Annotated in this window: 22 protein-coding genes and 1 pseudogene; 10 read left to right on the forward strand and 13 right to left on the reverse strand. The window is 65.3% G+C overall.

Going from position 1 to position 22,293, the window contains the following annotated elements; genetic code table 11:
- Positions 1-135: 135 nt before the first annotated feature.
- Together VGM71_RS12230 and VGM71_RS12235 are read left to right on the forward strand one after the other, a co-directional pair.
- Positions 136-1,167 carry an aldo/keto reductase gene (locus VGM71_RS12230; RefSeq protein ID WP_331545484.1) on the forward strand — a complete coding sequence of 344 codons (1,032 nt, stop codon included), beginning with the start codon at positions 136-138 and terminating at the stop codon, positions 1,165-1,167.
- A 102-nt stretch (positions 1,168-1,269) separates the two neighbouring features.
- Positions 1,270-1,957 (forward strand): annotated as a pseudogene (locus tag VGM71_RS12235) (hypothetical protein).
- Between the two features lie 8 nt (positions 1,958-1,965).
- On the opposite strand, the gene VGM71_RS12240 reads toward VGM71_RS12235, so the two are convergent.
- Positions 1,966-2,520: a cysteine hydrolase gene (locus VGM71_RS12240; protein ID WP_331545486.1), complete on the reverse strand. Its 555-nt coding sequence runs from the start codon at positions 2,518-2,520 to the stop codon at positions 1,966-1,968.
- A gap of 134 nt (positions 2,521-2,654) precedes the next feature.
- On the opposite strand from VGM71_RS12240, the gene VGM71_RS12245 reads away from it, so the two are divergent.
- On the forward strand, positions 2,655-3,158 hold the full coding sequence (locus tag VGM71_RS12245; RefSeq protein WP_331545488.1) for a DoxX family protein: 504 nt from the start codon (positions 2,655-2,657) through the stop codon (positions 3,156-3,158).
- A gap of 68 nt (positions 3,159-3,226) precedes the next feature.
- The gene (locus VGM71_RS12250) at positions 3,227-4,177 is read left to right on the forward strand and encodes a D-2-hydroxyacid dehydrogenase family protein (protein ID WP_331545490.1); all 951 of its coding nucleotides are present in this window, start codon (positions 3,227-3,229) and stop codon (positions 4,175-4,177) included.
- A 12-nt stretch (positions 4,178-4,189) separates the two neighbouring features.
- Here the strand turns inward: VGM71_RS12250 and VGM71_RS12255 are convergent, their stop codons facing one another.
- Complete coding sequence (locus VGM71_RS12255; RefSeq protein ID WP_331545492.1) at positions 4,190-5,038, reverse strand: DUF2884 family protein; 849 nt, start codon at positions 5,036-5,038, stop codon at positions 4,190-4,192.
- 111 nt (positions 5,039-5,149) lie between these two features.
- Entirely contained in the window at positions 5,150-5,788 is a 639-nt protein-coding gene (locus VGM71_RS12260) for a response regulator transcription factor (protein WP_331545494.1), read from the reverse strand.
- Between the two features lie 106 nt (positions 5,789-5,894).
- Between VGM71_RS12260 and VGM71_RS12265 the strand changes: the two genes are divergently transcribed.
- Positions 5,895-6,404 (forward strand): hypothetical protein, encoded by a 510-nt coding sequence (locus tag VGM71_RS12265; protein ID WP_331545496.1) that lies wholly within the window; start codon positions 5,895-5,897, stop codon positions 6,402-6,404.
- Between the two features lie 11 nt (positions 6,405-6,415).
- On the opposite strand, the gene VGM71_RS12270 is transcribed toward VGM71_RS12265, so the two are convergent.
- The 5 genes from VGM71_RS12270 to VGM71_RS12290 all read right to left on the reverse strand — a co-directional run bounded on the left by VGM71_RS12270 (position 6,416) and on the right by VGM71_RS12290 (position 9,373).
- A complete protein-coding gene (locus tag VGM71_RS12270) occupies positions 6,416-6,850 on the reverse strand; it encodes a PA2169 family four-helix-bundle protein (protein ID WP_331545498.1) in 435 nt (144 codons plus the stop codon).
- 66 nt (positions 6,851-6,916) lie between these two features.
- A complete protein-coding gene (locus VGM71_RS12275) occupies positions 6,917-7,669 on the reverse strand; it encodes a DUF2884 family protein (RefSeq protein WP_331545500.1) in 753 nt (250 codons plus the stop codon).
- 61 nt (positions 7,670-7,730) lie between these two features.
- On the reverse strand, positions 7,731-8,273 hold the full coding sequence (locus VGM71_RS12280) for a hypothetical protein (protein WP_331545502.1): 543 nt from the start codon (positions 8,271-8,273) through the stop codon (positions 7,731-7,733).
- 2 nt (positions 8,274-8,275) lie between these two features.
- Entirely contained in the window at positions 8,276-8,803 is a 528-nt protein-coding gene (locus VGM71_RS12285) for a peroxiredoxin (RefSeq protein WP_331545504.1), read from the reverse strand.
- 117 nt (positions 8,804-8,920) lie between these two features.
- Complete coding sequence (locus VGM71_RS12290) at positions 8,921-9,373, reverse strand: hypothetical protein (RefSeq protein WP_331545506.1); 453 nt, start codon at positions 9,371-9,373, stop codon at positions 8,921-8,923.
- Between the two features lie 185 nt (positions 9,374-9,558).
- On the opposite strand from VGM71_RS12290, the gene VGM71_RS12295 reads away from it, so the two are divergent.
- Both VGM71_RS12295 and VGM71_RS12300 read left to right on the forward strand, forming a co-directional pair.
- The gene (locus VGM71_RS12295) at positions 9,559-9,972 is read left to right on the forward strand and encodes a universal stress protein (RefSeq protein ID WP_331545508.1); all 414 of its coding nucleotides are present in this window, start codon (positions 9,559-9,561) and stop codon (positions 9,970-9,972) included.
- Between the two features lie 89 nt (positions 9,973-10,061).
- Positions 10,062-10,883, forward strand: coding sequence for a ferritin-like domain-containing protein (locus tag VGM71_RS12300; RefSeq protein ID WP_331545510.1), 822 nt, complete (start codon positions 10,062-10,064; stop codon positions 10,881-10,883).
- Positions 10,884-10,891: 8 nt separating this feature from the next.
- On the opposite strand, the gene VGM71_RS12305 is transcribed toward VGM71_RS12300, so the two are convergent.
- Positions 10,892-11,599, reverse strand: coding sequence for a hypothetical protein (locus VGM71_RS12305; protein ID WP_331545512.1), 708 nt, complete (start codon positions 11,597-11,599; stop codon positions 10,892-10,894).
- A 107-nt stretch (positions 11,600-11,706) separates the two neighbouring features.
- Between VGM71_RS12305 and VGM71_RS12310 the strand changes: the two genes are divergently transcribed.
- The 3 genes from VGM71_RS12310 to VGM71_RS12320 all read left to right on the forward strand — a co-directional run bounded on the left by VGM71_RS12310 (position 11,707) and on the right by VGM71_RS12320 (position 14,846).
- Complete coding sequence (locus VGM71_RS12310; protein ID WP_331545514.1) at positions 11,707-12,966, forward strand: MFS transporter; 1,260 nt, start codon at positions 11,707-11,709, stop codon at positions 12,964-12,966.
- A 62-nt stretch (positions 12,967-13,028) separates the two neighbouring features.
- Positions 13,029-14,333 (forward strand): thioredoxin family protein, encoded by a 1,305-nt coding sequence (locus VGM71_RS12315; protein WP_331545516.1) that lies wholly within the window; start codon positions 13,029-13,031, stop codon positions 14,331-14,333.
- Positions 14,334-14,522: 189 nt separating this feature from the next.
- Entirely contained in the window at positions 14,523-14,846 is a 324-nt protein-coding gene (locus VGM71_RS12320) for a hypothetical protein (RefSeq protein ID WP_331545518.1), read from the forward strand.
- A 183-nt stretch (positions 14,847-15,029) separates the two neighbouring features.
- On the opposite strand, the gene VGM71_RS12325 is transcribed toward VGM71_RS12320, so the two are convergent.
- The 4 genes from VGM71_RS12325 to VGM71_RS12340 all read right to left on the reverse strand — a co-directional run bounded on the left by VGM71_RS12325 (position 15,030) and on the right by VGM71_RS12340 (position 22,216).
- A complete protein-coding gene (locus tag VGM71_RS12325; protein WP_331545520.1) occupies positions 15,030-15,362 on the reverse strand; it encodes a DUF4377 domain-containing protein in 333 nt (110 codons plus the stop codon).
- A 118-nt stretch (positions 15,363-15,480) separates the two neighbouring features.
- Positions 15,481-18,174, reverse strand: coding sequence for a pyruvate dehydrogenase (acetyl-transferring), homodimeric type (aceE, locus tag VGM71_RS12330; RefSeq protein WP_331545522.1), 2,694 nt, complete (start codon positions 18,172-18,174; stop codon positions 15,481-15,483).
- Positions 18,175-18,426: 252 nt separating this feature from the next.
- The gene (locus tag VGM71_RS12335) at positions 18,427-20,727 is read right to left on the reverse strand and encodes an NADP-dependent malic enzyme (protein ID WP_331545524.1); all 2,301 of its coding nucleotides are present in this window, start codon (positions 20,725-20,727) and stop codon (positions 18,427-18,429) included.
- A gap of 208 nt (positions 20,728-20,935) precedes the next feature.
- A complete protein-coding gene (locus VGM71_RS12340; RefSeq protein ID WP_331545526.1) occupies positions 20,936-22,216 on the reverse strand; it encodes a flavohemoglobin expression-modulating QEGLA motif protein in 1,281 nt (426 codons plus the stop codon).
- Between the last annotated feature and the right edge of the window lie 77 nt (positions 22,217-22,293).

Here is a 22,293-nt window from a genome sequence, read left to right on the forward strand (position 1 = left end):
CAAGTTCTCGTACGCTGCGAAACGGCCGGGATATTGTGTCCGTAAGATTTCTGAATGTCTCGCCAAACTGGCGACGACCACTGGGCATTATCAGTTCATCATGCATAATGCGCTTTTTTACACAAGAGCTCTTCCATGGAACATCGTCAACTCGGCCGCTCCGGCCTGAAAGTCCCCGTCCTCAGCCTCGGCACCGGTACCTTCGGGGGCTCGGGCGAATTCTTCGAGCGCTGGGGCTCCACCCAGGTGAACGAAGCAAAACGCATCGTGGACCTGTGCCTCGAGCATGGCGTCAACATGTTCGACACAGCGGACATTTACTCCCGTGGCATGGCCGAGGAAGTGCTCGGCGAGGCCCTCAAGGGGCGCCGCGACCAGGCGCTGATCGCCACGAAGTCCACCTTCCCGATGGGCGATGGCCCGAACGACAAGGGTTCGTCGCGCTATCACATCATCCGCGCCTGCGAGGCGAGCCTGCGTCGCCTGCAGACGGACCATATCGACCTGTACTTCATGCACGGCTTCGACGCGCTTACGCCGGTGGAGGAAACCCTGCGCGCGCTCGACGACCTGATTTCCAGCGGAAAGATCGGTTACATCGGTGCATCGAACTTCTCCGGCTGGCACCTCATGAAATCGCTCGCGGTCTCGGAGAAGTACGGCCTCGGCCGTTACGTGGCCTACCAGGGCTTCTACTCGCTCGTCGGCCGCGACTACGAATGGGAACTCATGCCGCTGGCGCTCGACCAGGGCGTGGGCACGATGGTGTGGAGCGCGCTTGGCTGGGGTCGCCTCACCGGCAAGATCCGCCGCGGCCAGCCCGCCGACACCGGCCGCATCGCATCGGGCGGCGCCGTGGGTGGCCCGCCGGTGGACGACGAGAAGCTCTGCGACATCGTCGACGTGCTGGACGAAATCGCCCAGGAGCGTGGCAAGTCCATCGTGCAGGTCGCCCTGAATTGGGTGCTGAGCCGTCCGTCGATTTCGAACATCGTGATCGGCGCGCGCGACGAAACCCAGCTGACACAGAACCTCGGCGCCGTGGGCTGGACGCTCACACCGGAGGAAATCGTACGCCTGGACACCGTGAGCCAGACCACGCCGCCCTACCCCTACTGGCACCAGAAGGGCTTCGACGAGCGCAATCCGAAGCCGACGACCTGGTGAAACGACGAAGCCGCCGGTGTCGCCGGCGGCTTCTACCATACGCTGACGTCACGGCATGGGATCATCACGTGGTTGCTGACCTCCGGCCGTAAGGACGACGCCATGCGAAACCTCGACTTCAGTTCCTGGCAGGCCCTGCTCTCGACCTTCGTGGGGCTTGCCGTCATCACGCTCATCGGCGTCGGCATCCGGCTTTTGGCGATGCAGACCGTACAACAGCGACGTGAGCGCGAGAACCGGCAGATCAACGAGCGGCTGCGCACGTTGATTGCCGCCTACAAGACGCTGGGCGGATCGTTCACCGGCAACCTGGCCGTCGATCCGACTCACCTGCGCGACCTGCTGCACCGTGAGCCGCAGTCCGAAGGCAGTGCCGATGCCGGCGCAACCGGAGACCGCGCGCGGCGCATGCGCGATGCCGTCGAGGCAGCGCTATCGGACATCATCCTGCTCGGCACGGAAGAACAGGTTGAACTCGCCGCGCACGCGGCGACCGAACTGGCCGCCGGCCGGCCAACGCATACGGATGCGCTGGTGATTTCCCTGCGCAACTTCATCCGCAAGGTGCTCGACCTCGAGCCCGTTTCCGATCGAGTCGTCGTACCGAGGGAGGCAGGGCCCCGCCCGTATCGCCGCAGGCGCACGCGGCAAGGGCGAGGGTGGCGGCAAGGGCGAAGGAGGATCGGGTGGCGGCAAAGGAGGCGGCGGAATGGGTGGCGGGGCCATGGGCGCCGGCCTGGGGCTCGGCGGCGGCATGGCACTCGGTGACGCGCACGACCCCCATTCCTGAGGGTTGATTCAGGCCTGCAGCTTCGCCAGGAAGTCCGCCGTGCTCGTCGTCTCCGCGAGGCGCGGGAAGATCTTCGTGATGCTGTTCTCATGCACACCGATGTCGAAGTCGGTCATGGCATCGGTAACCATCACCACGTGATAGCCGTGCTCATTGGCAAAGCGCGCGGTGGACTCCACGCCGATGCTCGTCGCGATGCCGACGATGACCACCTGCTCCACACCCTTACCGCGCAGCCAGGCATCGAGGTTGGTGGTGAGGAAGGCACCCCAGCGCTTCTTGGTGACGACATGATCGCTCGGCGCCCGCTCAAGCTCGGGGACGAAGGCGGCGAATTCGGGATCGTCGGGTAGCTGGCGATGGCCGGCATCCGTGCGGCCCGGCGCACCGGCATCCACATTCACCAGGACGACGGGACGGCGGCTGGCGCGGAAGGCGCGCGCGATTGCAGCGGAACGTTCCACGATGTCCGCGGAAGGATGAATGGTCGGCATGGCGACGATCCCTTTCTGGAGATCGACGACGATCAAGGCGGCGTTGCTGTCGAGTTGGGTGAGTGGCATGGGAATGGCCTCGGGGATGGGAGCTAAAAGCTCATTTTGATCCGTGCGCCGCATGATTTCTTGCGAACGTGCCTGAAAGGATTTCCTGCAAAGGCCGGTCAGCCCTGGTTGAACCCGACCAAGGAGCATCCACGATGAGCGCATCGCCCGCCGGCACCGGCCTGGCTTCCCTGCTGTTCGAACGGCCGTCGCGTTTCTCGCGCTGGGCACCGCTGGTGCTGCGCCTGGTTATCGGTGGCGGCTTCATGCAGCACGGCTTCGCCAAACTCTTGCGCGGCCCGGAGATGTTCGCGGGGATCCTCGCCGCCATCGGCGTGCCGGCACCGGAACTGATGTCGTGGCTGACCGTGGCCATCGAGATCCTCGGCGGCTTCGCCATCGTCATCGGCGCCTTCGTCACGCTCGCCAGCATCCCGATGATCGTCGTGCTGCTGGTGGCGACGTTCACGGTCCATCTGCCTTACGGGTTCAGCTCGATCAAGCTGATGTCGGTACAAGGCGGTGTCGCCCATTTCGGTCAACCGGGTTATGAGTGCGACCTGCTTTACCTGGCGGGCCTCGTCACACTCGTTCTATCCGGCGCAGGCACCTGGAGTATCGATCGCATCATCGCAGGGGGGCTGAACCGATCAAGTTAAAAACGTCGTCACTTGCCTCACCCCGTGACGGCGCGGATGCTAGGTGTTCGCCTTCGACGGAAACCACCATGAACGACGCACGCATCCGGATCGCCGTCCTCGACGACTACCAGCACGTCGCGATGCGCAGCGCCGACTGGTCGCCGCTCGAAGTCCGCGCTGACATCACCGTCTTCCATGACCATGTGGCCGATCACGACGTGCTGGTTCGGCGGCTCCAGCCGTTCGACGCCGCCTGCGTCATGCGCGAACGCACCCCGATGACGGGGGAACTCATCGCCGCCCTGCCCCGCCTTCGCCTGATCGCATCCACCGGCCGGGCCAACGCGTCGATCGACCTCGATGCGGCGGCGGCACGCGGCGTGGAGGTGGTGAACACGAACTACTCCTCCACGCCGACCATCGAATTCACCTGGGCAGCCATCCTGGGTCTCATGCGCGGCATCGCCCCCGAAGCGGCATCGGTGCGCGCCGGTGGCTGGCAGGTAGGGCTTGGCTCGGAGTTGCACGGCAAGACGCTGGGCATCCTCGGCCTGGGGCGCATCGGCTCGAAGGTGGCGCGTATCGGCCAGGCCTTCGGCATGCAGGTGATCGCCTGGAGCCAGAACCTGGAGGAAGAGGCCGCGAGCGCGCTCGGCGTGCGGCGGGTTTCGAAGCAGGAACTGCTCGCCCAGTCGGACGTGCTGACTGTCCATGTCCGCCTGAGCGAACGCACGCACGGCCTGATCGGCGCCGCCGACCTCACCGCGATGAAACCGACGGCAAGGCTCGTGAACAGTTCGCGCGGCCCCATCGTGGACGAGGCTGCACTGGTGGACGCGCTGCGTTCGGGACGCATCGCCGGTGCGGCCGTCGATGTCTTCGACGAGGAGCCGCTGGCGGAAGACCATCCCTTCCGCACACTGCCGAACGTGCAGGCGACACCGCACATCGGCTACGTCACCGAAGAGATGTACCGCACCTTCTACGGCGACACGGTACGCAACCTCGTGGACTGGCTGGACCGCCAGTCCGCCTGAAGCGACGAGGGATCAGAACGAGGCGACCTTCTTGTCCTCGCGGTCGCTGTCGTGATCCTCGTCGTGATCGCTGTCGTGGTCGTGCTTCGGCTTGATCGTCATCAGCTCGAGCGGCTTGCCGTTGTCCAGGCGCACCTTCCAGCCCCGCTGCAGTTCGGCAAGCTCGTTGAGCCGGGGACAGATGGTCTTGGCCTTGGCTTCGAGCGCATGGGAGCGCTTGTCCATCTCGCGGTCCATGGTCTTGTCAAGCGACTCGGCCCTGGCCTGAAGCGCGGCCACCTTGGTCGAATCGCCCGACAGGGCGGCCGTCACCGCGCTCGAGGTGACCGAGCCGACGAGTTCGCCGATGGAGTCAGTGACCGAACCTGCGACAGTTTCGGTCATGCGGTTCGACGACCAGTGTCCGGCACCGATGCCTTCGTCGATCTCGCGCAGCGCCTGAGCCTGCTTGCGCTTGAGCTTTTCCAGCATGTTCGCGCGCTGGTCGCCGTCGGCGAAGGTCAGGGTGACGCTGGTCATCGCGGAGAAGCCCATCTGGATGCCTTCCCGCGCGATCTCGGCCACCTGGGGAACCAGCTTCCGCACCCCGTCCTCGTAGCGGCGCAGGACTTCAGCGTCCGCGCGCGACACCGCCACGTCCTTCCCGTCGACGCGCAGGGCACCGTCGTGCAGGAAGACCTTGGCCGGGACACCACCGGTGCGATGGAAAAACAGCCCTGCGGAGGTTACGTCCACGTCGTACGGCGTGGAGTAATCGTGGTCGCAGGTATCGGTGCTGAAGCCGACGGTCCTGGCCTGCCCTGCCGAGGCGGCGAGGGTCAGTGCGAGAACGGCGGTGCCGGCTATGAACGGATGACGCATGGTCCTTCTCCCCTGGTTGTCGCGGGTAGGATGCTCCCGGCAGCTCCAGGGTTTAAGCCGATCGCGCTGCGAACACATGGGTGGTTGGTCACCCCCTGACTTCCGGCAGGGTCAGGAGGAGAGGCCGCGCTCGCGGGCGTACTCGGAAAGGCGACTGTCGTGATCGACGCCCAGCTTGCGCATGGCGTCGCGCTTTTGCCGGCTCACGGTCTTCACGCTGCGACTGAGGCGCTCGGCGATCTGGGAGATGGACATGCCGCTGACGTACAGCCGCACCACTTCGATCTCCCGTGCCGACAACCGTGTCGCATCGGGCGTGTTGTACACGCCGGCATGGTCGAACTGACGGCGAATCGTCTCGCTGAGGTAGGGGCGCCCGGCGGCGGCATGACGCACGGCGACGGCCACCTCCTTGAGGGGGGCGCGCTTGTCGCACAGCCCCAGCGCCCCGCGCGCCCGAATGGTCTGCAGCACGGCGGCGTTGTTGACCATCGTCAACACCACGACGGGAAGACGCGGATAGCGGCGGCGCACGAGGTCGATCAACGACAGTCCATCCCCATGACGGCCACCTGGCATGGAAAAGTCGGTCACGACGACATCGCAAGGACGCGAAGCCAGGAGATCGACAAGCTGGTCGCCATTGGCGGCCTCGCCAACCACTTCGATATCGCCTGCTGCTTCGAGCGCCGCACGGGTACCCATGAGGACCACGGGATGATCGTCGGCAATGATCGTGCGCAGAATCATGTCTTTCCTCGCCGGCGGAAAGCTGCAGCCGCCGTCCGTGAGATGTGTCACTCGTCGTACGGCGCGAAGGTTACCGTAAACGTTAGGGCCTGTTCGGAGGCACACCATGGTGCCGTTGAGATTACTCGTCGTTGCGCGGCAGGCGCGCCGCACAACGACGGCCAGCGGACACCGACATTTGCACGCTCATGCCACCGACCAGCCGCAACCTGGAAATCGAGGGTTGGTTACACCCGCCACCTACGCTACGCGATGGGCGAGGAACGAAAGGAAGGCGTTGAGAATCTGCTCAAAAAAAAAATCTGATTTTTCAGACTTATCTTATTCTCTCGCCGCCCTCATGCAGGCCATCCTGTCCGGAACACGCCGTCATGGCGTATGCCTGGCCACGCAGATGCTGCCGCACACCATCGAATATCACATTGCCGATATAGGCCACGCCTGGGGCGTTTTCCGTGAAGGCATGCAGATCGCCATTCGCCAGGATCCTGCAGACGCCATTGCGTTCGCCAATTATTTCGCGGACAGGGAAACGCTCATGTCGCCGCACCCGGTTTGCGTATCGGCGGACATTCACCTGCATCGCACGCTGCGCGACATGCGCACGGCGGCTTGAACACACCGGGTTCAGCGTCCGGCGGCGCTGCCGAGGTTGGTCATGTCCAGGTGCAACAAGCGAAGGCGCGCCATGTGCCGGCCGACCATGGCGCGATCGCCCGAGGTCGCCTCGAGGCGCAGGAACGCGTCGAGCAGTCGGCGCTCCATCTGTTCCAGCGTCCGGATGTAAGTCACGTCCGGATCATGGGACAGCTTGGCGGAGGCATCCATCATCGTTCGGCGCACGCCACTCATGGCACCGCCGGCCGTGGCCGGGCGTCCACCGGTGGCGCTCACCTGGCCCTGCAAGTCGTGGGCAAGCGCGGTGAGCGAATCGGCTGATTCTTCGAGAATGACCTTCAGGCCAGGTTCGCGGACCCCACGCGCGGCTTGGCGATAGAGGTCGCGATCGGCGATCACACGTTTTATCAAACCGTTAACGACGCGATTCGAAGTGTTTTCCATGGGGCGGACCTTAGCCCTGCGGCACTTAGCCCGCGCTAAACGCGCCAGATACCAGTCAGCGCCCGGTCATTCGCCCTGCTCAACCAGAACCAAGGGCTTACCCGACGCGTCGCGAAGCCCCGATTGGAAGTCCACCAGCTGGTGGATAGAGGGACACAGGGCCTGGATCCGGGGCCGCAGCGAAGCCTCGAGCCGTGCGACGACGCGCGCCTGCCCGCCTGTCGACACGGTGGCGACGCGATCGCGCAGGGCCGCCGCGCCCTGCAGATCGCCGTTCATGGCCAACTGCATGGCCTCCCCGCCTACCTCATTGGTAAGGATAGGGCCGACGTCCGCCACGATCTCCTGGGCATACGCGCGCATGGCGTCTTCCTGCCAGTCGCGTGTGCTCTGGCTCGCGGCGATGCGCCGCTTGATATCCGCGACGCGGCTTTTCAACACCTGGTCGAGCTCGCCACTGGCCAGCGCTGCAGGCGCGGCCGTGGACGCTTCGTCACGGACGGCTCGTGCTGCAAGGTCGACACCGTCGGTGGCGATGGCCTTCGCCTTGGGCACGAGGGCGCGCACCTGGCGTTCGAAGAGTGTCACCCGATCCTGCTCGTCCGGGCGAAGCGCCACGCGCCTGCCGTCGGTCTCCAGCGTGCCGTCATGCATACGGACCGTACGGGGCGCCGGCTCGGCCCGGTCGAACACCAGGGCCTCGGGGCGCACCGTCAGGTCGTAGGTGCTGGCGATGTGGCAAGTGGTAGCAGGGTCCTGCGCGGACACGCCACCGGCGAAGCAAAGGAGGGCTGCGGCGATCGGTAGGCGTGCGGTCATGGCTAGGGCCGATGCAAAGCCCATTCGATACCGGGCAGCGGGCGAATGCCCGCTGAACCGCTCAGAACGGGAGCCGGGCGAACTGCTGGCGAACGCGCGCACTGCCCAGCACCCATGAGAGCCAACCGAGTACGGGAACCGAGACCACCTTGAGGACAAGCCCGACGATCAGGATCGTGCGGTGCTTTTCCCCCGCGGCGAGCAGTTGCGCCGGCAGACCGGCCTGGGTCAGCACCACGCCCAGTTGCTGCCACTGGTCGAACGACACCCAGGCCGTATAAGCCGACCAGACCAGCAACAGGAGGGCGACGACGCGCATCGCCCGCCGACCCCAGTCGCGCCAGCGCAAGGTGCCGAGGGTCACGACCACGACCGCGAAGGCTGCCAGCGCATAGGCCAGCGACCACATCATGCCCACGCGCGGATCGCCGGCACCGGCGGCGATGGCCTCGGGGCTCACCGCGCCCACGGCACCGGCGAGGACCACCGACGCATAGGTATTGATGACGAAGCCGACGGCGGCCAGCAACATGACCAGCCACACGACGATGCGCCAGGTCGCGAACGGACGTGAGCGCTTCGCGCCCTTGGCGGCACCGAACACGATCAGGCGCCCGCCTTCTTCAGCTCGGCGATGTCGGCCAGGACCTGGCCGGAGTTCTTCTCCGGATCCACGTCTTTATAGATCCTGACGATCTTGCCTGCCGGGTCGATGAGGAAGGTTTCGCGACGGGCATACTTCTGGCCCTTCGCCGTGGTGGTCAGCACGTCGTACTTCACGGCCACGGCGCTGTCAGCGTCCGAGAGCAGCGGGAACGGCACGTGGTACTTCTCGGCGAATTCCTTATGCGACTTGACGTCGTCGAGGCTCACGCCCAGCACGACGGCGCCGGCCTTGTGCAGCTTGGCGGTGTCGTCGCGGTAGGTGCAGACCTCAGTGGTGCAGCCGGCCGTGAAGTCCTTCGGGTAGAAGTACAAGACCAGCCACTTGCCCTTGTGGGTGTCCAGCGTATGCCAGTCGCCCTTCTGGTCCTGCAGGTGGAAGCCGGGAGCCTTGTCGCCCACGGCGGGCGCGGCGGCCCAGGCGGTGGCGGTCACGATGCACAGCGCGAGGAAGGTGAGGAGGCGACGCATGGTGGAACCTCAGGATGCAGAATGGAATGCCGTGAGTGTACTCGCGGCGTCACGGGGTTGCGCCAGCCCATGACGTTTGTAAGAAAAAGGGCGCCCGATGGGCGCCCCGTCTCCCTATCACTTGAGCGGTTTGATCTCGAACCTGCTGAGGTCGACGCCGAGATTGAAACCGCGTCCGGTACCCGTAATGGCCAGGGAGACTTCGCCCTTGGTCATGACGGAGCTTTCGGCGCTCTTCACCACGCCGGCGTTCGCGCCCGCATTGGCGTACTCGCCATAGACCTCATGGAGTCCCTTGACGTTGGTGAACTCGCCCTTGCCACCCTCGATACTGAACTTGCCGGCAGTCAGGCCTCCGCCCCGCACATGGATGATCACGTCGGCGCTTTGGCCGTTGTCGCAACGCACGTGACCGCGGCCGTCGGCCTTCTTGTAGATCGCCGCCCAACCCGTGGTATTGAAGGTCATGTGGCACTTCGTCGCGGCCTCCGCGGCCTGGGCCGGCTGGACGCTGAAGGAACCTGCCGCCGCCAGTACCAGGGCGGCCATACCCGTGATGCGCTTGATCATGTTCGTTCTCCGTGGGAAAGATGGCAGGAAACTGCGAGGCGGATTCTCCACTCACGATTGTGAAGAAAGACGAAGTGGATTTCGACCCGTTCAGGGCAGGCACGTCCAGGTGGACGCCCCGTGAACCGCTTCGCGGGAAAGGCCCGCAGGCCTACTATGGAGTCATCCCGCCGAGGACCTCCCTTATGCCCAAGCACATCCTGGTTGGCTACGACAGCTCCGAAACCGCCCGTCGCGCCTGCCTGTTCGCCCTGGAACTGGCGGCCTGCGCCGGTGCCCGTGTGCACGTCGTGTCGGTGCTGCAGATCGAAAATGGCGCCGACACGTCCGCCCTGATGATGACCGACAACGGCGAGGAGCGGCTGGCGGCCTTGCGCGCCGAGGTGGCCGCGCTGAGCCCCGCGTCCCGGGTGCCGGTCGAGGTGGACCTCGTGCACGGCAGCCCGGGCGACGCTCTGCTCTCCTACGTGGCCCAGCACGAGGTAGACCACATCGTGATCGGCCACACCGGGCGGGGCGCACTGGCCCGCTGGCTGGTCGGCTCCACCTCTACCGACGTGCTCGCCAGGGCGCACGTCCCGGTCACGGTGGTGCGTTAAACCTTGCGTGATGCGCGGGGCGCCCGCCTTTGTCACAATCCTGCCATGGCCCGACGGGGGCGACAGACAGAGACCGGGGAACATCAGCAGTGAGCTATGCCGCCACCTTGCCATGGACGCTCGAAACACTGGATCTCTCCCGGATCGACATCGGGAAGGTCAGGGACAACGAGGACCTGTTCCTGCTGCTGTGCAGCGCGTCCTTCGTCGAAAGCGGATCGGACCTGTACACGCACAACCTCGTGGATCACTTCGCCGGCGACGACGAACTGCAGGGATGGCTACGTGACCACTGGGAGCATGAGGAACTGCAGCATGGCCGCGCGCTTGCGGCCTACGTGCGCCACGTGTGGCCGGAGTTCGACTGGGATACCGGTTTCAGGAATTTTTTCGCGCACTACGGTTCGGTCTGCACGTCCGAGGAACTGGAGCCCAACCGCGGGCTCGAGCTGGCCGCGCGTTGCGTGGTCGAGACCGGTACGGCCAGTCTCTACCGCGCGTTGAACGACGTGACCGACGAGCCCGTGCTGCGTGAACTGACGAACCTCATCAAGAGCGACGAAGTGCGGCATTACAAGCACTTCTACCAGCACTTCCGCATCTACCGCCAACGCGACGGCATCGGCAGGATCAGCACGTTCCGCACCCTTCTGAAGCGCCTGCGCGAGATCAAGAACGAAGACAGCGACATCGCACTGCGCCATGTTTTCAACGTGCGCTACCCGGAAAAAGCGCACGACGACGCCGAGTTCCGCCGCATCATCTCGCGTGCCGAGGGCCTGCTGAAGCGGCATATTCCCGCCGAGATGACAGTGAAGATGCTGCTGCGTCCTCTGGACCTTCCGCCGAAGGTGAACTCGATGCTGGAGTGGCCGCTGACCCGGATCACCGAGAAGCTGTTCCTGCATTAGCGGTCACGTCATTTCTTCTTCGGCAACGGCGTCCATTTCTCCGGATCGAAACCGCCGGTTTCGAATGTGAGCGTGGTTTCGCCACGGCTGATCGTCACCACGTCGATCGTCAGGCGCTTTGTCTTCGCCAGGTCCTTCAGGAACTGCGCATCGTTGCGGAACAGGAGCGCCGGCTCGCCGGTGGGCGGACGGAAGGCCTTGAGGGTCTTCGGCTTGCCGTCGAAGCTCGCCTTCAGCGAGCAATCGCCTTTGCAGACGAAACCCTTGCCGGTGGTGGCGTAGAGGAACACGCTCTGCCCCCAGGCCGTGTGCCGGCGCAGGATCAGGCGCACCGTCTGCTCGCCGGCAGGCCGGCTCGACTGGAGGGTGGCCGTGCTTTGCGTTCCGCCCTGCATGGGGGAGGTCTGGTAGAGCCACAGCGCACTCAGGCGCGCCTTTTCACTGGCCGCCTTGTAGCTGGTTTCCAACTCGTCGAGGGTCTTCTTCACCTCGGCGGCCGCAGGCGTATCGGGGTATTTATCGACGATCTCGTGACCGATCTGCACCGCCGGACCGTCGTTATGCAGCTTCAACAGCTGCTGGTAAATCTCCAGTTTCCTGGCCGCTTCGTCGGCCCGGTTATCCGGGGCGGGAGCCTGTGCGGCCTGTTGGTCCTGCGGCGACGAGCAGGCGGTGGCGAGCGCGGCGGCGGCGATGAGGGTGGCGATACGGCGCATGATCTTGCGGACCCCTTGCGGAAAGGACCTAGCTTCCCCGATACGGCCACGCCGATCAACGCGCCATGTGCGCGTGTAAAATCCGCATAAATTCTCAAGGAGTGCCGATGTCCTCCTCGTCCCCGGGAGCGGTTTCGCTGTTTCGTTACCGCGCCTTCGTGCAGTTCTGGTTCGCCAAGAACGCCTCCAGTTTCGGCTTCCAGATGATGTCGGTGGCCGTGGGCTGGCAGGTCTACGAGATCACCCACCGCGCCCTGGACCTCGGCCTTATCGGCCTTGTGCAGTTCGTGCCCTCGGTGCTGCTGGCCCTGCCCGCGGGCCACGTGGCCGACCAGTTCGACCGGCGGCGCATCGTCACCATGTGCCAGGCCGTGGAGTGGATCGCCATCACCCTGCTGGCCGTTTTCAGCCTCTCCGGGCACCTGACGGAAGCCGGCATCCTTGCCCTGGTTTTCGTGGTCAGCCTCGCCAAGACCTTCGAGTTCCCGGCACTGCAATCCATGCTGCCGGCACTGGTGCCGAAGGAGGTGCTTCCGCGCGCCATGGCGGCGAACGCCGCCGCGGGACAGGCCGCGATGATTGCGGGCCCTGCCTTGGGCGGCCTGCTCTACGTCGCCGGCCCTGCCACGGTGTACGGCGTCTCCGCGCTGCTTTACCTCGTCGCACTGCTGCTGATGTCGCGGCTCGCCTACGACCACCTGCTGCCACGGCGCGAGCCGGCCACGCTGAAGAGCCTGTTCGCCGGCATCCACTTCATTCGCAACCGCCCGGCCGTGTTCGGCGTGATCTCGCTTGACCTCTTCGCGGTGCTGCTGGGCGGTGCCACGGCGCTCCTGCCCATCTTCGCAAAGGACATCCTGCATGCCGGCCCCTGGGGCCTCGGGGTGTTACGCGCCGCGCCAGCGGTGGGTGCCCTGCTGATGTCGCTTTGGCTGTCCCGGCATTCCCTGGAGCGGCGGGTGGGGCCGATCATGTTCGCCTCGGTGGCCGGCTTCGGCGTGGCGACCCTGGTCTTCGCCCTGTCGAGCGTACTGTGGCTTTCCGTGATGGCACTGTTCGCCCTGGGAGCGTTCGATATGGTGAGCATGGTGATCCGCGCGGCGCTGGTGCAGCTGGAGACGCCGGACGACATGCGCGGCCGCGTAAGCGCGGTGAACGCCATCTTCATCAACACGTCCAATCAGCTGGGCGAGTTCGAGTCGGGCCTGCTCGCCGCGGCCATGGGTGCGGTCAACGCGACACTGGTCGGCGGCATCGGCACCCTCGTCGTCGTCGGCCTGTGGATGTGGTGGTTCCCGTCCCTGCGCCGTCGCCAGGGCCTGGTCTCGGACCCCGAACCCATCGAAGGCGCCAGCGGCACGATCTGACACGGACCCCCAAGCCGTGTTATTAGGTGGACGTCTATACCTCCAAAGGGGAAGAAACCACCATGAGGCGACTGCTCGCTGTCCTGATGTTCGGCCTGGTTGCGACGGCCACCGCCGCGCACAAGGAATCTGCCAGCCTCGATGACGCGCTCGCCCAGGGCAAGCGCGAGCACAAGCCGGTACTGGCCGATTTCCAGGCGGTGTGGTGTTACTCGTGTTACTTCATGGCGAGCCACGTGCTTAACGGCAAGGAATGGAACGACCTGACCGGTAAGGTCGTGTTTTACGAAGCGGACGCCGACAAGCCCGACGACAAGGCATGGATGGAGAAGCTCGACGTCCACTTCCTTCCGACTTACGTGCTGGTGGGACCCGATGGCGAAGAGCTCGGCCGCATCCTCGCCGAACGGCCGCGCACGGCGTTCTACAAGGAGGTGGCGGGCATCCTTTCCGGCGATGCGCGCTTGTCGAAGCAGAAGGCCGACGCGGCGAAAGGCTCCCTGGCCGCCGTCGCCGATGTGCTCGACACCTACCAGCTGCGCTACCAGGGCAGCGAAGGCATGGCCTGGTTCGAAACACTGCCGTCGATGGTGCGCAACGTATCCGACAAGGACAAGCGCGTTGCACTCGGGAGGCAGCGCCTGCTGCTCCTGCAGGCGAAGGACAAGAAAGACGAGAACGGCATCATCGATGCCGCGACCAGGGTCCTGGCGGGCAGGATCGGTTGCGACCATCCCTACGTGCTCGACGACCTGATCGGAGCGAGCAAGTCGCGGCAGCCCGATGCGCGGCGCAGCCTGCTCACGCCGCAGAAGGCTCCCTATGAGAAGTACCTCGCCTCCCAGGTATTCACCGGCACGCCCGCGTGTGCCGACCAGCGCAGCGCGGTGCTCACCGCGGCGGACCTCGATGCCGCGCTGGGCGATCGCGAGGGTGAGCAGGCAGTACTGCGCAAGGGGATCGACCTCAGCCGCACGAAGCTCCACGGCGACCTGCGCAGCGATCGCAACATCGCCGACAACCTGCGCGTCTACCTCGTGCGCGCGAAGGCCGGCGAGGAACTCGACACGCTGGAGAAGCAGCTGATCGCCGCCTACCCGGAAGACTACGTGTACAACTACCGCTACGGGCGCCGGCTCGTGGAGAACGGCAACGCGGCGGAAGGCCTGCCCTACCTCGATGCTGCCGCGAAGAAGGCCTACGGAGCGAACCGCATCACCGTCACCCTGTACCAGGTGAAGGCGCTACGCGCGCTGCGGCGCGACGACGAGGCGCGCAAGCGCGTCGCCCAGACTGTCGTGGAGGAAGGCAAGGCGTTTCCCGAGCAGACCAGGAAACTCCAGGAATCGCTGACCTCCACAGGCTGAAAAATCGCCTGCCATGGAGCCATGCGCGTCCCGCCTACCGCACAGCCTCTGAACTCGGTGGCGATGACGACTCGCACCGAAACCCGAACGCTGAATCGCGGCGCAATTCGGCACCTCCTGTTTACGCGCTCCTCACGGCGCGGATCGCAGAGTTTGCGACGTATAACCACGCAGCAAGGGAGCCATCCGATGAGCAGAAATCGCGAGTTCGCGCGCCAGGTAGAGAGCGCCGTCAACGGGGTCTCCGGCCGCGTCCGTCATTACGCCGACGAGGCGGCGAGTACGGGCACCGACATGCTAGACCGCAGCCGCCGCATCACGGGCAAGTTTGCGCGTACCGCCAACGACCAGCGCATCCGTTACCTCGCCGAAGACCTCGCGGACGAGGCCACGTACCAGTACCGCAAGATGCGCCGGCGCGTGCAGCGCCACCCTGCCGTAACCATCGGCATTGCCGCAGCGGCAATAGGCACGTTCCTCCTGATCCGCCACGCACTGCGCGACGACGATTGATACCCTCCTCGTAGGAGCGCGCGCCGCGCGCGACATGTGTTGAGGCCGCGGCCTGGAGCTGGCGCGCCAACTCCGGGACTGCGCCGAAGAGCGGTCGCGCGCAGGGCGCGCCCCTACAACGCGCACGCGTGGCGGAAAGTAACCGTCGAGGCTGCCATCCCCTGAAATGCACGAAGAACTTTCTTATTGCACAGGATGCTGCTCGACCACCTTGTCTACGTGCCAACGCACGCGTGAGGCATCCGCCGCTGCGTGCTTGGGATGCACTTCGGTGATCTTCAGCAGGTATTCGTTACCCGACTGCCAGTCGAGCCCTTCGATCGGCACATAGGTCGCCTGCCAGGGCTCCGTGGGCTGCTCACGGAATTGCAGGCACTCGGTCTTCATCGTGCCGTTGCTGCACGGCACCTTGCTGCCGGCGATGTAGAGCAGGCGTGACCGGGAGCCGTGGTCCGGCGGCATGGTGGCGCATCCGGCCAGGGCGAAGGCGACGAGAACGAAGGCGGTCAGGCGCATGACGGAGTCCGAGATCGGGAATGGGTAAGGATTACCACCGGACCCATCGACGGCGCGTGATGCGGAAACGACGAAGGCCGGGATGGCCCGGCCTTCGTGATGCTCCACGCCTGGACGGTCAGACCGACATCGGATTCGGCTTGTCCATGTCCAGCTTGTATTCCTTGATGGCGCGGCTGACATCCTTGGCATTGACCTTGCCGTCCTTCGCCAGCGCGGCCAGCGCGGCATGGGCGATCCAGTAGCGGTCCACTTCGAAGTGGCTGCGCAGGTTGGCACGTGTGTCGCTACGGCCAAAGCCGTCCGTGCCCAACACCGTGTAACGCATGCCATCCGGCATGAACGCGCGGATCTGGTCGGCGAACTCGCGGACGTAATCCGTCGCGGCGATGGCCGGACCCTGGCGATCGGCGAGCAGGCCGGTGACATACGGCACGCGCTGCGGCGATTCCGGATGCAGGCGATTCCAGCGCTCGGCGTCGAAACCCTCGCGACGGACTTCCGAGAAGCTCGGCACCGACCAGATGTCGGAAGTGACGCCGAAATCCTTCTCGAGCAGTTCGGCTGCCGCAATGACCTCGCGGAGGATGGTGCCCGAGCCCATCAGCTGCACGCGCGGCTCGTTCTTCTTCGCCTTGACGCCGTCCTTGAACAGGTACATGCCCTTGACGATGCCTTCCTCGCTGCCCTTCGGCAGGTCGGGATGGGCATAGTTCTCGTTCATCACGGTGATGTAGTAGTAGACGTCTTCCTGCTCCTGCATCATGCGGCGCGTGCCGTCCTGCAGGATCACCGCGAGTTCGTAGGAGAAGGTCGGATCGTACGACACCACGTTCGGGATCGCGCCGGACAGCAGGTGCGAATGGCCGTCTTCATGCTGCAGGCCTTCGCCGTTCAGCGTGGTGCGACCCGACGTACCCCCGATGAGGAAGCCGCGCGCGCGCATGTCGCCCGCCGCCCAGCAGAGATCGCCGATACGCTGGAAGCCGAACATCGAGTAGTAGATGAAGAACGGCAGCATCGCCACGTTGCTGATGCTGTAGCTGGTGCCCGCGGCGAGCCATGCGCTCATGCCGCCGGCTTCGCTGATGCCTTCCTGCAGCACCTGGCCCTTCTGGTCTTCGCGGTAGTACAGCAGCTGGTCGGCGTCCTGCGGACGGTACTTCTGGCCGAACGGCGCGTAGATGCCGATCTGGCGGAACATGCCTTCCATGCCGAACGTGCGGGCCTCGTCGGCCACGATCGGCACCAGGCGCGGGCCGAGTTCCTTGTCGCGCAGCATGAGGTTCATGCCGCGGACCAGGGCCATGGTGGTCGAGATCTCGCGATCGCCCGTGCCCTTGGTGATCTGCTCGAACGACTCGAGCGTCGGCGCCTTGAACGACTGGTCGGCCTTGCGGCGACGCTGCGGCAGCGAGCCCCCGAGCGCGCGGCGGCGCTCGAGCATGTACTGCACTTCCTCCGAGTCCTTGCCCGGGTGGTAATACGGCACGTCGTCCAGCTTGTCGTCCGGCACGGGGATGTTGAAGCGGTCGCGGAACGCGCGCACCGCGTCGGCGTCCATCTTCTTCTGGTTGTGCGCCGGGTTCTGCGATTCGCCGGCGGCGCCCATGCCGTAGCCCTTCACCGTCTTGGCGAGGATCACGGTGGGCATGCCCGTGGTATTCACGGCCGCGTGATAGGCCGCGTAGACCTTGTGCGGATCGTGGCCGCCGCGGTTGAGGCGCCAGATATCGTCGTCGGACATGTTGGCGACCAGCGCCGCCGTTTCCGGATACTTGCCGAAGAACTTCTCGCGCGTGTACGCGCCGCCGAAGGCCTTGCACGCCTGGTACTCGCCGTCCACGGTTTCCATCATCAGCTGGCGCAGCTTGCCCGTGGTGTCACGGGCGATGAGGGGATCCCAGTAGCTGCCCCAGACGACCTTGATGGCATTCCAGCCGGCACCGCGGAAGACGCCTTCCAGTTCCTGGATGATCTTGCCGTTGCCGCGCACCGGGCCGTCGAGACGCTGCAGGTTGCAGTTGATGACGAAGATGAGGTTGTCGAGGCCTTCGCGACCTGCCAGGGAGATAGCACCCAGCGACTCCGGCTCGTCCGACTCGCCGTCGCCCATGAAACACCAGATCTTGCGATCGCTCTTCGGTATCAGGCCGCGATGCTCGAGGTACTTCCAGAACTGTGCCTGGTAGATCGCCTGGATGGGACCAAGACCCATGGAGACGGTCGGCACCTGCCAGTAATCCGGCATGAGGTAGGGGTGCGGATAGGACGAAAGGCCGCGGCCCTTGCCCGCCACTTCCATGCGGAAGAGGTCCATCTGGTCTTCGCCGAGGCGGCCCTCCAGGAACGACCGCGCATAGACGCCCGGCGCCGAATGGCCCTGGTGGAACACCAGGTCGCCCGGATGGTCGGCGCTCGGAGCACGCCAGAAGTGGTTGAAGCCCACGTCGTACAGCGTGGCCGACGAGGCGAAGCTGGAGATGTGGCCGCCAAGGTCGCCGGGTTTGCGGTTGGCGCGCACAACGGTGGCCAGGGCATTCCAGCGGATCAACGAACGGATCCGCCATTCGATGGCGGCGTCGCCCGGGCTGCGCGCTTCCATGTGCGGCGGAATGGTATTCAGGTACTCCGTGGTCGGGTCGAACGGCAGGTAGCCGCCCGCGCGACGGGTGGAATCCACCATCCGCTCCAGCAGGAAATGCGCGCGCTCAGTACCGTCATGATTGATGACGGCGTTGAGCGACTCGACCCATTCACGGGTTTCGGTGGGGTCGAGGTCCTGGTTCAGGATGTCGTCGAACTGGTCCATGGATGCTCCGCTCGCGCATAACGCGCGCTCATGGGGACTATGTGGGGCCGCTGGGATGGCGGGAAAACCTTTTAATGATAGCGCAAGGTCTCCACGCGCGGGATTTGGATCGTGTTAAACCGGACCTTCCCGTAGGAGCGCGCCCCGCGCGCGACATGTTTTGAGGCCGTGACCTGGAGCTGGCGCGCCAGCTCGCAGGCTAAGGTAAAAACTGTCGCGCGCAGGGCGCGCTCCTACAGTCATCTAGGTAAATCAATCGTTTACGACCGTCCTCGGCTTTCCTGCCCGGATCTGCGCCTCGACGCAGGCCACGGCGGTCATGTTCACCACCCGGCGGACCGTGGCCTGCGGGGTGAGGATATGGGCTGGCTTGGCCACGCCCATGAGGATCGGGCCGATCACCACGCCGTCGCACAGCACGCGAACCATGTTGTAGGCCGTGTTGGCCGCGTCGAGGTTCGGGAACACGAAGACGTTGGCCTTACCCTCGAGTCGTGAGTTCGGAAAGATCCGCTCGCGCAGTTCCGGGGTTAGTGCCACGTCGGCCTGCATCTCGCCTTCGACCTCGAGCCGGGGCGCACGCTCGCGAATGAGCCCCAGTGCCTCGCGCATCTTCCGCGAGCTGCGCGTTTCGCGGCTGCCGAAGTTGGAATTCGACAGCAGCGCTATCTTGGGCTGGATGCCGAACAGCTTCAGGCGGATGGCCGCCTGCAGCGTGGCCTCGGCGATCTGCGCCGCGCTGGGGTCTTCCTGCACGTAGGTATCGAGGAAGAAGAACGTGCCCTGTTCCGTCGCCACCGCGGCCATCGCCGAGGCTTCGGCGACACCTTCGTCCAGGCCGATGATGTCGCAGATGTAGCCGAGCTTGCTCTGGTAGTTGCCCACCAGGCCGCAGATCATCGCGTCCGCCTCACCGCGTTCCACCATCAGCGCCGCGATTACCGTGGGGCGCGAACGGACCACGGCCTTCGCCGAGGCGGGCGTGACGCCGTTGCGCTCCATGATCGAGTGGTACAGGCGCCAGTAGCCTTCGAAGCGGGGATCCGAATGGATGTTGCACATGTCGAAGTCGACGCCTGGCTTCATGCGCAGGCCCGCACGCGCGATGCGCTTCTCGATGACGTCGGGACGACCGACCAGGATCGGGCGCGCCAGTCCTTCGTCCACCACCGTCTGCACGGCGCGCAGCACGGTCTCTTCCTCACCCTCGGCGTAGACCACGCGCTTGGGATCGGCCTTCGCCCGGTCGAACACCGGTTTCATCAGCAGGCCGGTGCGGAATACGAAGCTGGTGAGCTTCTCGATATATGCGGGGAAATCCTCGATCGGACGCTCCGCAACGCCGGAGTCCATCGCCGCCTGCGCGATCGCGGGAGGCAGCTGGATCAACAGGCGCGGATCGAACGGCTGCGGGATCAGGTAGTCGGGGCCGAAGCTCGGCGGCTTGCCGCCATAGGCACGCGCGCTCACGTCGGACGACTCGCGACGCGCGAGTTCGGCGATGGCCTGCACGCAGGCCACCTTCATCTGTTCGTTGATCACGGTGGCGCCCACATCGAGCGCACCGCGGAACAGGTAGGGGAAGCACAGCGCGTTGTTCACCTGGTTCGGATAGTCCGAACGGCCGGTCGCCATGATGCAGTCCGGGCGCACGGCCTTGGCGTCTTCCGGCAGGATCTCCGGATTCGGATTGGCGAGCGCGAAGATGATCGGCCGTTCCGCCATCGTCGCGACCATGTCCGGCTTGAGGATGCCGCCGGCGGAAAGGCCAAGGAAAATATCCGCGCCTTCGACGATCTCGGCCAGTGTGCGCTTGTCGGTATCGCGCACGTAGCGCTGCTTGTCCGGGTCCAGGTCGGTGCGGCCGCTGTGCAGCACGCCGTCGCGGTCGAAGGCGAGGATGTTCTCCTTGCGCATGCCCAGGGTCACCAGCATGTCGACGCAGGAAATCCCCGCGGCGCCCATGCCCGTGGTGGCAAGTTTCACGTCCTCGATCTTCTTGCCCGTGACCAGCAGCGCGTTGATCACTGCCGCGCCGACGATAATCGCAGTGCCGTGCTGGTCGTCGTGGAACACGGGGATTTTCATCCGCTCGCGCAGCTTGCGCTCGACCACGAAGCACTCGGGCGCCTTGATGTCCTCGAGGTTGATGCCGCCGAAGGTCGGCTCGAGACTGGCGATGATGTCGACCAGCTTGTCCGGGTCGGTTTCATCGATCTCGATGTCGAACACGTCGATGCCGGCGAACTTCTGGAACAGCACGCCCTTGCCTTCCATCACCGGCTTGCCCGCCAGCGCGCCGATGTTACCCAGGCCGAGGACCGCCGTGCCGTTGGAGATCACGGCCACGAGGTTGGAGCGCGCCGTCAGTTCGGCTGCCTGCCTGGGGTCCGCGACGATCGCATCGCACGCGGCGGCGACGCCTGGCGAGTACGCCAGTGACAGGTCGCGCTGGGTGAGCAGCGATGTGGTCGGCGTGACCTTGATCTTTCCCGGACGGGGAAGGCGGTGATATTCGAGAGCGGCTTGCCTCAGTTCCTCGGAGATGGCCATGGGATCCTGTGGGACGTAACGGGTAGGTAGGGGCGGACGGCCCGTCGGGCCGCGACGCAAGCGGCCATGTTAGCACCGGGCGGTGCAGGCTCCGCTGCGGCAACTGTGTGGCAATGCGACAAGCTGTGATACGGATTCCCACCTATCAACCCGGGGCATATCTGCATTGCATGACCGTGCGTCCCCGTACGGATCGGGGGCCGCGCGTTCAGAGCCCGAGCGAAATTTCCTCGGCCTCTACCCCAGCCATGTGGATGTGGTTCACGAACAGCGAGAAGGCGAGTTTTCCCGCCAGCCCGTGCACGTGCTGCATCCACGGCGGCAGGTAGCGCGGCAGGGCGATGTCGCCGCTCTCGAAGTGGGCTTCGAGACTCATCACGTCGTGCAGGGCGAGCTTGCCGGCGAAGAGGTTGCGGAGCAGGTCGAGCCGGCGCTGGCGCAGCGCCCAACGAAAGAAGGTGTGCACCGCGAGCAGGCCGCTGAGGTAGACGTTGTCCTTCGCGAACGCCGAACCGCCGGTCAGCGGCACGCCGCGGAACACGCGCTGCGCCGAGTGGAAGCTGTCGGGTACGTTCTGCCCACACTCCCGAAAGTACCGGAAGACCTCGACGAAGTTGGCGCCATGGAGCGCCATGTCGATCGCGAGGATACGCAGGCTGATGCGTTTCAGCCGGGAAATGTCGATGGCGCCCGACATGAGCTCGGCGAACACCGCCAGCCCTTCCTGTGTCGCCGTCACGCGCGGCGATGTGCGCGCCAGCGACGCCAGCACCGGCTGCTCACGGCCGTTCAGGGCCGTGAGCGAATGCACGAAGGCCTCGTGCGCCAGCAGCTGGTGGCGATCGTATTCGGTGAATCGCACGCCCCCGCGCAGGCGGATGCGGGTGGCGCCGGCCGCGGCCTTGGCGGTGAGTTCCGGATCGACCTCGACCGAGATGGTGCCCGGGGCGAAGAACGCGTCCAGACGCTCGGCCATGTCGCGGCGCAGTTCCTCGGCCGGAATGCTGCCGGTGGCGTCCTCGGTTTCGAGGTCGGCACCCAGTTCGTTGGCCAGATCCACGAAGTAGCGTGCGGCGTCGAGGTTGCTGCGGTTGCTGCCGGGTATGGCGTCGCCCGGCTTGCCGTAGAGCAGCACGGACGTATCGGTTACCCGCTCGGTGCCGGCCGCATGGAGCATGTCCGCCGCGATCCGCCATGACTCGGCGGTGCGCCGCAGGTAGTCGGCGATCGGGTGATCCTCATCGGCCTCCGCCTCGATGGCCTCCAGTTCCGCCCGGGCGTCATCCAGCATCGGCGGACGGTAGCGAATGTCAGGGATCGATACGCGTCCTGCCCCGAACTCCTCGATAAGCCGTTCTTCGACCGAGGCCGGCCACGAAACCGTGGGCAGGATGCGAATGCTGCCCGCGGCGGCCAGAAGTCGCTGGTCGAGCGCCGCATAGCGCCGCATCTCGGACGAGAGGTGTAACGGGAGGGCGGTCACATGCATGGCTGCGGAGTATAGGACGCCGACGCCCGCGCAGGAGCCGCCGTGGCGGCGAGAAGCCAGCCCTTGCCGCCATGGCG

The sequence above is a fragment of the Luteibacter sp. genome (assembly GCF_036499525.1).
In the GTDB taxonomy this organism is placed as follows: Bacteria; Pseudomonadota; Gammaproteobacteria; order Xanthomonadales; family Rhodanobacteraceae; genus Luteibacter.

Coding starts and splice junctions, on each gene's coding strand:
- VGM71_RS12260 (WP_331545494.1), bottom strand. CDS start 5,788: ATGATTCTGCGCACGATCATTGCCGACGATCATCCCGTGGTCCTCATG.
- VGM71_RS12325 (WP_331545520.1), bottom strand. CDS start 15,362: ATGCGCCTGACCGCCTTCGTTCTCGTCGCCTTCGCCCTGGCCGGATGC.
- VGM71_RS12230 (WP_331545484.1), top strand. CDS start 136: ATGGAACATCGTCAACTCGGCCGCTCCGGCCTGAAAGTCCCCGTCCTC.
- VGM71_RS12245 (WP_331545488.1), top strand. CDS start 2,655: ATGAGCGCATCGCCCGCCGGCACCGGCCTGGCTTCCCTGCTGTTCGAA.
- VGM71_RS12290 (WP_331545506.1), bottom strand. CDS start 9,373: ATGATCAAGCGCATCACGGGTATGGCCGCCCTGGTACTGGCGGCGGCA.
- aceE (WP_331545522.1), bottom strand. CDS start 18,174: ATGGACCAGTTCGACGACATCCTGAACCAGGACCTCGACCCCACCGAA.
- VGM71_RS12295 (WP_331545508.1), top strand. CDS start 9,559: ATGCCCAAGCACATCCTGGTTGGCTACGACAGCTCCGAAACCGCCCGT.
- VGM71_RS12270 (WP_331545498.1), bottom strand. CDS start 6,850: ATGGAAAACACTTCGAATCGCGTCGTTAACGGTTTGATAAAACGTGTG.
- VGM71_RS12305 (WP_331545512.1), bottom strand. CDS start 11,599: ATGCGCCGTATCGCCACCCTCATCGCCGCCGCCGCGCTCGCCACCGCC.
- VGM71_RS12285 (WP_331545504.1), bottom strand. CDS start 8,803: ATGCGTCGCCTCCTCACCTTCCTCGCGCTGTGCATCGTGACCGCCACC.
- VGM71_RS12275 (WP_331545500.1), bottom strand. CDS start 7,669: ATGACCGCACGCCTACCGATCGCCGCAGCCCTCCTTTGCTTCGCCGGT.
- VGM71_RS12240 (WP_331545486.1), bottom strand. CDS start 2,520: ATGCCACTCACCCAACTCGACAGCAACGCCGCCTTGATCGTCGTCGAT.
- VGM71_RS12250 (WP_331545490.1), top strand. CDS start 3,227: ATGAACGACGCACGCATCCGGATCGCCGTCCTCGACGACTACCAGCAC.
- VGM71_RS12340 (WP_331545526.1), bottom strand. CDS start 22,216: ATGCATGTGACCGCCCTCCCGTTACACCTCTCGTCCGAGATGCGGCGC.
- VGM71_RS12320 (WP_331545518.1), top strand. CDS start 14,523: ATGAGCAGAAATCGCGAGTTCGCGCGCCAGGTAGAGAGCGCCGTCAAC.
- VGM71_RS12265 (WP_331545496.1), top strand. CDS start 5,895: ATGGTGCCGTTGAGATTACTCGTCGTTGCGCGGCAGGCGCGCCGCACA.
- VGM71_RS12315 (WP_331545516.1), top strand. CDS start 13,029: ATGAGGCGACTGCTCGCTGTCCTGATGTTCGGCCTGGTTGCGACGGCC.
- VGM71_RS12310 (WP_331545514.1), top strand. CDS start 11,707: ATGTCCTCCTCGTCCCCGGGAGCGGTTTCGCTGTTTCGTTACCGCGCC.
- VGM71_RS12335 (WP_331545524.1), bottom strand. CDS start 20,727: ATGGCCATCTCCGAGGAACTGAGGCAAGCCGCTCTCGAATATCACCGC.
- VGM71_RS12255 (WP_331545492.1), bottom strand. CDS start 5,038: ATGCGTCATCCGTTCATAGCCGGCACCGCCGTTCTCGCACTGACCCTC.